The 10,205-nt window shown below is 58.8% G+C and carries 8 protein-coding genes; 5 read left to right on the top strand and 3 right to left on the bottom strand.

Annotated features, from left to right (window positions below; genetic code table 11):
• Positions 1-18: 18 nt before the first annotated feature.
• Complete coding sequence (gene hmgA, locus ACR0FG_RS18365; protein WP_480894559.1) at positions 19-1,374, bottom strand: homogentisate 1,2-dioxygenase; 1,356 nt, start codon at positions 1,372-1,374, stop codon at positions 19-21.
• Between the two features lie 57 nt (positions 1,375-1,431).
• On the opposite strand from hmgA, the gene ACR0FG_RS18360 reads away from it, so the two are divergent.
• Both ACR0FG_RS18360 and ACR0FG_RS18355 read left to right on the top strand, forming a co-directional pair.
• Positions 1,432-1,884, top strand: a complete 453-nt coding sequence (locus ACR0FG_RS18360) for a MarR family transcriptional regulator (RefSeq protein WP_170715567.1) — start codon at positions 1,432-1,434, stop codon at positions 1,882-1,884.
• Positions 1,885-1,943: 59 nt separating this feature from the next.
• Positions 1,944-3,170, top strand: coding sequence for an adenylate/guanylate cyclase domain-containing protein (locus ACR0FG_RS18355; RefSeq protein ID WP_480894557.1), 1,227 nt, complete (start codon positions 1,944-1,946; stop codon positions 3,168-3,170).
• Positions 3,171-3,202: 32 nt separating this feature from the next.
• Here ACR0FG_RS18355 and ACR0FG_RS18350 read toward each other — a convergent pair whose 3' ends face one another.
• Both ACR0FG_RS18350 and ACR0FG_RS18345 read right to left on the bottom strand, forming a co-directional pair.
• On the bottom strand, positions 3,203-4,384 hold the full coding sequence (locus tag ACR0FG_RS18350; protein ID WP_480894555.1) for a phytanoyl-CoA dioxygenase family protein: 1,182 nt from the start codon (positions 4,382-4,384) through the stop codon (positions 3,203-3,205).
• 81 nt (positions 4,385-4,465) lie between these two features.
• Complete coding sequence (locus ACR0FG_RS18345) at positions 4,466-5,275, bottom strand: division plane positioning ATPase MipZ (protein WP_170715572.1); 810 nt, start codon at positions 5,273-5,275, stop codon at positions 4,466-4,468.
• 215 nt (positions 5,276-5,490) lie between these two features.
• Here ACR0FG_RS18345 and ACR0FG_RS18340 point away from each other — a divergent pair, with 215 nt between their 5' ends.
• The 3 genes from ACR0FG_RS18340 (at position 5,491) to ACR0FG_RS18330 (ending at position 10,161) form a co-directional block, all read left to right on the top strand.
• On the top strand, positions 5,491-6,378 hold the full coding sequence (locus ACR0FG_RS18340) for an AEC family transporter (RefSeq protein ID WP_480894553.1): 888 nt from the start codon (positions 5,491-5,493) through the stop codon (positions 6,376-6,378).
• Positions 6,379-6,474: 96 nt separating this feature from the next.
• A complete protein-coding gene (locus ACR0FG_RS18335) occupies positions 6,475-8,070 on the top strand; it encodes an MFS transporter (RefSeq protein WP_480894551.1) in 1,596 nt (531 codons plus the stop codon).
• A 78-nt stretch (positions 8,071-8,148) separates the two neighbouring features.
• Positions 8,149-10,161: a cellulase family glycosylhydrolase gene (locus tag ACR0FG_RS18330; RefSeq protein WP_480894549.1), complete on the top strand. Its 2,013-nt coding sequence runs from the start codon at positions 8,149-8,151 to the stop codon at positions 10,159-10,161.
• Positions 10,162-10,205 lie beyond the last annotated feature (44 nt).

Raw genomic sequence — 10,205 nt, 5'->3', positions numbered from 1 at the left:
TCGGATCGCGTGGTGTGATCATTTCTTGCCGGGGGTGCCGTCGAACTTTTTCTCAAGCGAGGTCCAGCAGTCGATATAGTCATCCTGCAACGGCGCTTCGTTGGCCGCAAACGCAGTCAAATGCTGCGGGAAACGGGTTTCGAACATGAAGGACATTGTATTGTCCAGCTTGTCCGGCCCAAGGTTCGAGTTTGAGGCTTTCTCGAACGCTTCCTTGTCGGGGCCATGCGGAAGCATCATGTTATGCAGGCTCATCCCGCCCGGAACAAAGCCCTGCGGCTTGGCGTCATACTGGCCGTAAATGTTGCCCATCAGCTCAGACATGATGTTTTTGTGGTACCAGGGCGGGCGGAACGTGTCTTCCATCACCATCCAGCGCTCGCGGAACAGAACAAAGTCGATATTTGCCGTACCCGGCTGACCGGACGGTGCTGTCAGAACCGTAAAGATCGACGGATCGGGATGGTCGAATAGGATCGCACCGACCGGGCAATAGGTTCGCAGGTCGTATTTGTAAGGTGCGTAATTGCCGTGCCAGGCCACCACGTCCAGCGCACTATGGCCGATCTTTGTCACATGGAACTGCCCGCACCATTTGATCGTCACGGTCGAGGGCACCTCGCGGTCTTCAAAAGCTGCCACCGGGGCTTTGAAGTCGCGCGGGTTGGCCATGCAGTTCGCACCGATCGGACCACGGCCCGGCAGTTCGAATTTCTGACCATAGTTTTCGCAGACAAACCCGCGCGCAGGGCCTTCCAGAACTTCGACCCGGTAGAGCAACCCGCGCGGCAGAATGGCTATTTCCTTGGGTTCCAGATCGATGATCCCCAACTCGGTGGCAAAGCGCAGGCGTCCTTCCTGAGGCACAACCAAAAGCTCGGAATCTGCCGAGAAGAAATAGTCATCCACCATGGATTCGGTCACAAGGTAGATATGGCTGGCCATGCCGACCTGCGTGTTGACATCGCCCGCGGTGGTCATGGTGCGCATTCCGGTCAGCCATGTCAGCGGCGCGTCGCTGTGGGCAATAGCGTCCCAGCGGTACTGGCCAAGGCTGATGACATCGGGATCAATATGCGGCGCTGATTTCCAATAGGGCAGGTCGATCTTTTCATATCGATGCGAATGCTTGACCGAGGGCCGAATACGATAACACCAGGTCCGTTCCGGGTGCTGGGCGGTAAAGGCCGTGCCGCTCAGCTGTTCGCCATACAAGCCGTAATTGCACTTTTGCGGGCTGTTCATGCCCTGTGGTAGCGCATCGGGCAAAGCCTCGGTCTCAAAATCGTTGCCAAAGCCGGGCATGTATCCGGCATGGGTTCCCACAGGCGTCGCGGCCTGCGTCATGTGATGCGGATCGGTCGGGCGGTTCATGGCGCGGTCCTCTTTTTCCTGCTTGTGGAATAATAGTTGATTTTGTAACTAACAAGCATGACCCAGCCAGAAAACGCAGAAAAAGATGACTTTGATTTGCGGAATTTCCTGCCATTCCTGCTGAATCAGGCGGCCGAGGCCAGTTCGCTTGAGTTCAAACAGGTCTACAAGAATCGTTATGGCATGTTGCGCACGGAATGGCGGGTGCTGTTTCACCTTGGCAATTACGGCGAGATGACGGCCCGGGATATCGGTCAAAGGGCCTCGATCCACAAAACCAAGATAAGCCGCGCTGTCCACAAATTGGAACAGCGGCGGTTTCTCCGGCGCGTGCGCGATGAAAATGACCGTCGAATCGAGCGTCTGTCGCTGACACCGGCAGGGCAGTCGGCTTATCGCGAGCTGCGCGGCATTGCGCAAACCTATGACGCAAAGCTGGCGGCACGGTTCACAACCGGCGAAGCTGCATTGTTGCGCATGATGCTGCGCCGCCTGTCCGGATTGGACTGACCTCTGGTAAACTGATCCCTCAGGCCCCAGATAGGCACTGAACAGATTGGGGACGTGAAATGACATCCTTGGACCCTGCCACAGCGAAGTACGAAGATCTGGTCGACTGGCTGGTGACACGTGGCCTTGAAGGTATGGGCGAGCAGGAACTGCTGGACGGCTATTGCAACAAGCTGCTGGACCTTGACGTTCCGCTGATGCGGTTTCACTCGGCCCAGCCCGCGCTGCACCCGGCCTATGGCGGAACAGGCTACAGCTGGTACAATGGGCGGGGCGGTGACTATCAGACCTTCGACTATACCGAAACGCCCTCGGAAGAGTGGCGGCATAGTCCGCTTTACGCCATCCTGAACGATGGTTTCGATGAGATTCACGAGCGGATGGTGGATCAGAACACACCCAGCCGCTTTCCCCTGATCAACGATCTACGCGAAAACGGAGCGACCGAGTATTACGCCACAGGCGTCAGTTTTGATGCGCCCTCGGGCCCTGAGCGTTTTGACACACACAAACGGATCGACGGCGTGTTGATGTCGTGGACCTCTGACGCACCCGAAGGCTTCCGCGACAGCGACCTGTCGCTGATCAAGGTCTCGCTGCCGCATCTGGGGCTGGCGTTGAAATCTGCATCCAGCGCCACGGTGGCGCGCGATCTGATGCGGGTCTATCTGGGGCGCGATGCAGGCCAGCGGGTTCTGTCCGGTGAAATCCGCCGCGGCTCGCTGCAAGAGATCGATGCGGTCATCTGGAACTTTGATCTCGAAGGCTTCACCCGCCTGTCCGAGGAACTGCCGGGGGCTGAAATCATCGACATGCTGAACGACTATTTGGCGGTGGCGGTTGACGTCGTGCACGAGTTCGATGGCAGTATCCTGAAATTTATGGGCGATGGCCTTATGGCGATTTTCGATGTGGGTGAGGCCGATGCAGACGCCAGAGCGGCGCTGGATGCGGTGGCGGTTCTGAAGGATCGCATGGCGGGTCTCAGCAACAGGCGCGCGGAAAACAATCAGCAGGTCACCAATTTTACGCTGGCCCTGCACGCCGGAGAGGTCCTGTATGGCAATATCGGCGCTGAAAGCCGGTTGGATTTCACGGTGATCGGCCCTGCCGTAAATCAGGCAGCCCGGATTTCCGAGATGCACAAATCAACCGGCCAACGCATCCTCTTATCGGACGAGGTCGCTCGCGCCGCGCAGCCCTGCGCGCATGATCTGGTGTCTGTGGGGCGATACATGCTACGAGGCGTGGCTGAACCGAAAGAACTGTTTACGGTCTATGCATGAACCCGAACCCTGCTGTCGCGGGGAACACGGCATCAGGCGGATTGTCTGGATTTCATCTCGTCCAAATGCGCCGCCAACTCTGATGGGCTTATGTTCTCGGCCAGTGCACGCTGCATGAACGCTGCTTGCGTTTCGGGTGCCAAACCGTCCTTAGGGGGATCGCGGTCCAGATTTGTCGGAAAGGAATACCCTTCGGCGGTGGCAGCAATGGCCGCGCTGATTTCAGCGGGGCTGAGAGAGCCGTCATTCCGCGCCGCGACAAGTTGCGGGTAGATCAGCGTGCACATCGCATCCCGATCAATGGATTCCATGGCGCGCCCAAAGGTCGAAGAGACTTGCAACAGGTTTGCCATTCGGTGCACGTCCGTTGTCGTGTTGGCACCGGCTGCGTGAAACAGCGCCGGGTTAAATAACACGGCATCGCCTTTCTGCAACGCGATCTGAACGCAATTCTCCTCGAATATCGCGCGAAAATCATCGCGCCGCCATGCCGCGTATCCCGGGCTGTAGGCTTGCGAAAATGGCAACAGCTTTGTCGGCCCGCTTTCAACCGGCATATCGCAATGCGCAATTGCGCCCTGCAGCGTCAAAGCCGGTGACAGGTCGTGCACATGCGCCGGAAAGCTGGCGCTGATCGCGGCGGTCTGAAATCCCAGATGATAATCGCGATGCGCCTGCTGCGCCGCGCCACCGGGATGAACCAGATTGACCTGCGCCGTCATCTGGTAGTTGGGGCCAAGCCATGCCTCGCAAACCGCGGCGATCGATGTGTTGGCGAAGTAGCGCATATAGATGTCCGGCGCGAACTCACACAGTTTCTGTAGCGAATTCCAGATCCGGTCATTCGCCCCCGACGCCGCAAAATGATCGCCACCGCCCAAAGCGGCCAGTTTTTCTGCCGCGATGATCTTTTCGTAAACCTCGGTTGCCTGGTCGATCACCTGCGTGTCGGCATAGGCGCGTCTGAGGGCAATGACACCCGCACCCGACCGGAAAACTTGCGCCCACTCGCTCAGAATGCCCCGGCGTTCTGCGGGGTTATCCAGCAACGGGCGGATCTCGTCCATCTGATAGACCGGCACGTTCTGTTCGATGGCAGCAGCGAAGGGAACAGTTTCAGGCGCAACGCTCTGACGGATCAGCGTTTTGAATTCTACAGGATCACACCCTTCGGGGTCATAGTACCCAACAGGTGTCCGAGACATGTCTTCCATGATGATCCCCGCGCCGCCGATTCAACTTTAGTATTGTTGAATGTGGCGGTGCAGATCAATTGGTGGCCGCGTTTGGCGGGATCAAAAATCAATCTCAACGCCCGGCAGGCTCAGTTCTTTCATCATGTCGCGCAACTCCTGACGCGCCGCGATGTTCGAGATATTCAGTTGTTTGACCCCAATATCCTTGAGGTCCAGCAGGGTCAGACCACGCGGGAACAACTCGCGAAAGATCACCCGCTCGGAAAACCCCGAGGCCACGCGAAAGCCGATGCGCTGCGACAGCATCTCGATTGCGCGTTGCATCTTTTCCTTGTTGACCATGCGCTGGGTGCCGACCCGGTTGCGCACAACGACCCAGTCGATGGGTTTCAGCCCGGCCTGCGCGCGCAACTGCCGCGCGTTCCAGACCATCTCGGAATAAACCGACGGGCCAAGGATTTTCTCACCCTTCGTGTCGATCCGCGCCAGCAGGTCGAAATCGATGAAACTGTCGTTCAGCGGGGTGATCAGCGTGTCGGCCAGCGAATGCGCCACCTGGCTCAGGCGGGTATGTGAGCCCGGACAATCGATCAGGATAAAGTCGCTGTCGCTTTCCAGCTCGGCTACGGCGGCAGACAGGCGGTGGTCATAGATGTTTTCACCCGGTCCCAGCTTGCTGGCGTCGATCTCGGGCAGGTCATGGTGGCGCGGGCTGGGCAAGCTCACGTCCGAGCCGTTCAGAAAGTTGCCCCGGTTCTCGAAATACCGCCCCAGACTGCGTTGGCGCAGGTCCAGATCCAGTGTGCTGACCTTGTGCCCCAGACGTGCCAGCGCGGTGGCCACATGCATCGAAACGGTCGATTTGCCTGCGCCGCCCTTTTCGTTCCCCACTACGATGATATGTGCCATGCCTGTATTCCCAAGTCCCGCCGTGTTTGCCCACACGTTGTTGTCGGCCACTATATGTTGTGTGACGAGGGAAGGGAAGAACTCTGAGCCGTGGTTTGTGTCATTATCAGCCTCTAAATTCCGACAGATGCCTCTTTGATGCGCCGGGTGAGGCGCGGTTGCCAAAGCTGTGAACACGCTCCAATGTGGCCGCAACACCTTGGAAGGACACCGGCGTGGAACACGTGTTTCTCAATGTTCTGAATGTGGTACTGCCGGTGCTGATCTGCGCAGGCGTCGGATTTTATATGGCGATGATCAAGGCCCCTTTTGACAACAAGATGATTGGCGGCATCGTTTCAAGGGTCGGATACCCGACGCTGATAATCTCGCACTTATCCACAACCAAACTGGCCGTAGGGACCTTTCTGGACATGATGAGCGCTGCGGCGCTGGCTGTCGCGGGATTCGGAGTGCTGGGATTCGCGGCTCTGAAACTTCTGCGCCTGCCGGTGCGCGCGTTCCTGACCCCGCTGATGCACGGCAATGTCGGCAATATCGGTCTGCCGATCGCGCTGCTTGCGCTGGGTGACGCGGGCATGGCCTATACAATGGCTTTCGTCGTGGTTGTTCTGATCAGCATCTTTACCGTGGGCATGTGGATTCCGGCCAAAGAATTCTCGGTTCGGAAAATCGCCACATCGCCGATCATCTACGCCGTGATCCTCTCGCTGATCCTGATGGCAACGGGCATCACCCTGCCGCAGCCTGTTGCCAAGTCCTTTGATATTCTGGGCGGGCTGTCGATCCCTCTCATGCTGCTGACGCTTGGGCATACTTTGGCCAGTTTGCGGATTAAAAGCCTTGGCCGCGCGTTGCTGCTGACTGCCCTGCATCTGGTCATGGCCATCGCCATCGCCAGCGCGTTGATCTGGCTGTTTGGATTTTCCGGCACCGAACGCGGTGCGTTGATCCTGTGCTGTCTGATGCCATCATCAGTCGCGACCTACCTGTTTATCGAGCAGCATGCCCCCGAATACGGACCGGACGTGGCCGGGTTCATTCTGGTGTCTACTCTGACGACGATACTGGTTTTGCCGTTGGCCTTGTCATACTGGATATGAAGATGGCGGTGTCCGGCGACAAAAAAGGATTTGTTGTCTATAAGTTAATTAACCGGAGCGCCGAATACGTGCGGCGAAAGACCCGAGGGTAACACAATGTCCAGCACAGGTTCAGACGAAGCATCCGAAATGCAACGCGCCCGTGTGGTTCTGGCGATGACCGCGATCTGTATGATGGTGGTTGGGTTCAACACAACCGCCGTGGCGACCGTTCTGCCAAATCTGAAGGCGGAATTCGATCTGACGCCGTCCGGGTTACAATGGGTGATGGCGATTTACACTGTGGTCAGCGCCTCGCTTGTCACCATTGTCAGCCGTTTGGGCGATATCACCGGCAAGATGGGTGTGTTCTTCTTTGGCATGATTGTTTTTGCGATTGGCTCGGCCTCGGTGCTGGTATCGCAGGACACGGCACTGCTGCTGTTTGGTCGCGGCGCGCAGGGGGCCGGGGCGGCGGCCCTGTTTGGCACCTCGCTGTCGCTGCTGACCGCCGCCACGCCCGAGGATAAACGCGCTGGCGTCACCGGCGCATGGGGCGCGATTGTGGGTCTTGCGATCGGGGTTGGCCCGATCGTGGGCGGTTCCTTCGCGCATTACCTCAGCTGGCGGGGTGTCTTTGCGACCGATCTTGTGCTGCTGGTCATCGCCTTTGTCATTGGCTTGCGGGTGCACAAACGCAACTATGTGCCGGACATACGTCAGAGCGGGGCCGCATTCGATCTGCCCGGCGCACTGGCACTGGTTCTGCTGCTCGGTCCTCTGTCCTTTGCGCTCAGCAACGGGGAAAGCCATGGCTGGGGCAACGCGCTGACGCTGGCGCCGCTCTGTATCTCGGCCTTGGCCGCCATTGCGCTCGTGCTGACGTCGCGACGCAGCGACGATCCCCTGATCGAGCTGCGCTATTTCCGCCATCCCCGGTACTTCATGGCGGCCGCAGGCATGTTCTTTACCGGCTTCACGCTGTTTTGCTTCTTTGTCTATTTCAACACTTTCGTACAGTCACCTGATGCGTTCGGCTATTCGGCCATCGGCGCAGGGGCTGCGATCCTGCCGCTGAGCGTCAGCATGTTCATCGTCTCTGTCACTGCACCACGCTTTCTGGCGCCCTATAGTTTCCGCTGGCCCGTTCTCTTCGGGATGGGGTTTCTGGGGTGCGGCCTGTTATTGATGACAACAACCAGCAACACCACGGATTATGCGGAAATCTGGTGGAAGCTGATGATCATCGGCATCGGTCTGGGCATCGGATTTTCCCTGCTGCCACGGCTTGGTCTGCGCCTGCTGCCTGAGGAGCACATGGGGCAGGGCTCGGGCGTCCTCAACGCCTTCCTCTATTTCGGTGCTACTCTGGGCGCGGTCGTGGGTGGTCTGGCCGAAGCCCGAACAACGCGCAATGGCCTGTCCGAGGTGATTGCCGCGCTGCCAGCCGGATCAACCCAGCAAGATGATCTGGCCCATGCCCTGACCCACGGCACACCCAGCCAGATCCAGCAGTTGATCGCTGGGCTGGATCCGCAATCCAGCACGGCACTGGCCAAAGCCCTGCGCGATCTGCAGGACAACGCCTTCGACAGCGCAATGTTGATCGGCGCTCTGGCCGCCTTGATTGCCATGGCGCTTTCAGTTTTCCTGTTGCGCGGACCTGTGCCCCCCTTGCACGAGGCGGCAAAGCTGACCCGAAAGCCAGAGTGATCGGCGGGGCCGGATGCAGGCTGCGTGGACGGGCCAAGAGGCAAGCGTGACGATAAATTTTTTCCAGACGGATGATCGATGAAACGCCTTAAACTCCTGATTGTATTCCCCACCCTGATCTGTCTGGGCCTGTTTGCGTCTGCCCCCGGCCCAGCCATAGCCCAAGAGGCAGAGGATTGGCCGCTGGGCGGCCTGTCCCTTCGGACCCCGGTACCGGATCTGAGCGGGTTGAACCATGTGCCAGCAGGCGCGCTGGGGCGGGTCGAGGCGCGAGGCAATGAACTGTACTTTGCTGACGGCACGCCCGCACGGTTCTGGGGTGCGAACCTGCAGGCCTATGCGCTGTTTCACACCAGCCCCCGGTTCATCAAGGCCCATGCCCAGCGGATTGCCCGGCTGGGTTTCAACCTCGTCCGAATCCATCACCACGATTCCCATTGGGTGCAGCCCAACATCTTTGGCCAAGACCCCAAAGGCACCCGTGCGCTGGACAGGGACGCGATGCGCAGGCTGGATCAGTGGATTGCCGCGCTCAAGGCCGAAGGCGTCTATATCTGGCTTGATATTCATGTCGGGCGCAGGCTGTTGCCGCAGGATGGCGTCGCAGGATTTGACGAAATCGTATCCGAGGAAGGCCACGCAGACCTGCGCGGGTTCAACTATATTTCCGAAGATATCGAGCGCCTGATGCTTGAATTTCAGGACGCCTATCTGAGCCACCGAAATGGCCTCACGAAACTGACCTATGCCGAAGACCCGGCCATCATTGCGGTGATGCTGACCAATGAAAACGATCTGACCCATCATTTCGGCAATGCGCTTTTGCCCGACAAGAACGTTCCTTTCCACAATGACATCTACATGTCCCTGTCGCAGGATTTTGCGCAAAGCAACGGTCTCGACCCCGAGGCGACCTGGCGTTCGTGGGAATTTGGCCCGTCCAAGATATTCCTCAATGACCTTGAGCGGCGGTTCAACGAACGCCTCATCCGCGCCGTTCAGGAGGTCGGGTTTGGCGGCCTGATCTCGACCACCAGCCTGTGGGGCGGTATGACGATCGCGGGGCTGCCCTCGCTGACGCTGGGGTCAATCATCGATGCGCATGTATACGGGGTCGAAGGCGACACCGGGTTCGATCCACGCGAACAGGCCAGTTTTTTCGACTGGATCGCCATCGCGCAGGTCGCGAACATGCCGCTGAGCGTTTCCGAATGGAATCTGGCAAATTTCCCGACCGAGGACAGATTCGTGGCCCCGCTTCGCCTGGCCGCGCGATCCGCGCATCAGGGGTGGGATGCGTTGATGATCTACGGATATTCCCAGCAACCCCTTGATGATCCGCTGCGGCCAAGCAATTGGAGCATGGCCGAAGACCCCGCTCTGATCGCGGTCATGCCCGCCGCCGCGTTGCTGTTCCGCCAAGGGCATCTGCGGCAGGCAAATCAAACCTATGCGATATGCCTGAACGAGGACGAATTCTTCGACCAGCCGATCTCGCCCGAGACCTCGCTGGGCATTCGCACCATCACCGAACAAAGCCGCCTTGTGACCTGTATGCCCGAAACGCCCGCGCTGCCGTGGTTGCAACCGACCGCGCTGAAGGACGAGCAGGTGCAAAGGCTTGAACTTGACCGCTCGTACCTGCCGCATGATGCGGACGAAGTGGTGGCCGATACCGGAGAGTTTCGCAGGAACTTTGCCAAGGCGCAGTTTGTCATCGACACCGTCAAGACCCAGAGCGTCGCAGGGCGTTTCGACGGTGAACCGGTCGAAACCTCGGGTGTTGTATTCGATATCCAAAGCGACATGGCTGCTGTGGCTGTGCAGAGCATGGACGACCAACCCATTTCCGCGGCGCGGCGCATCCTGATCTCGGTCACCGGTCGCGCGGTTCCTGCTGGTTCCGATGCAACCTCATACCGGCTTGAACCCGTTGCCGGTACATTGCGCATCGCGGCCCAGCCGGGTTTGAAGCTGCACCCCCTGATACCCGCCAAGACGCTGCCGCCAGAGGCGCATCGCATCGAAGACGGGCTGCACATCGTCGATCTGAGCAAGCTAAACGGGTCGCATTGGTACTATCTGCAATAGGTGCAGAAACCCTGCCCCGTTGACGCCAGCCACGAAACGAAAAA

The organism is Ruegeria sp. E1 (assembly GCF_056534225.1).
This window is presented reverse-complemented; position numbering and strand designations above follow the sequence as displayed.

What these genes read in the sequence shown, in the direction of transcription:
- hmgA (WP_480894559.1), bottom strand. Translation starts at nt 1,374, where the DNA reads ATGAACCGCCCGACCGATCCGCATCACATGACGCAGGCCGCGACGCCT.
- ACR0FG_RS18360 (WP_170715567.1), top strand. Translation starts at nt 1,432, where the DNA reads ATGACCCAGCCAGAAAACGCAGAAAAAGATGACTTTGATTTGCGGAAT.
- ACR0FG_RS18355 (WP_480894557.1), top strand. Translation starts at nt 1,944, where the DNA reads ATGACATCCTTGGACCCTGCCACAGCGAAGTACGAAGATCTGGTCGAC.
- ACR0FG_RS18350 (WP_480894555.1), bottom strand. Translation starts at nt 4,384, where the DNA reads ATGGAAGACATGTCTCGGACACCTGTTGGGTACTATGACCCCGAAGGG.
- ACR0FG_RS18345 (WP_170715572.1), bottom strand. Translation starts at nt 5,275, where the DNA reads ATGGCACATATCATCGTAGTGGGGAACGAAAAGGGCGGCGCAGGCAAA.
- ACR0FG_RS18335 (WP_480894551.1), top strand. Translation starts at nt 6,475, where the DNA reads ATGTCCAGCACAGGTTCAGACGAAGCATCCGAAATGCAACGCGCCCGT.
- ACR0FG_RS18330 (WP_480894549.1), top strand. Translation starts at nt 8,149, where the DNA reads ATGAAACGCCTTAAACTCCTGATTGTATTCCCCACCCTGATCTGTCTG.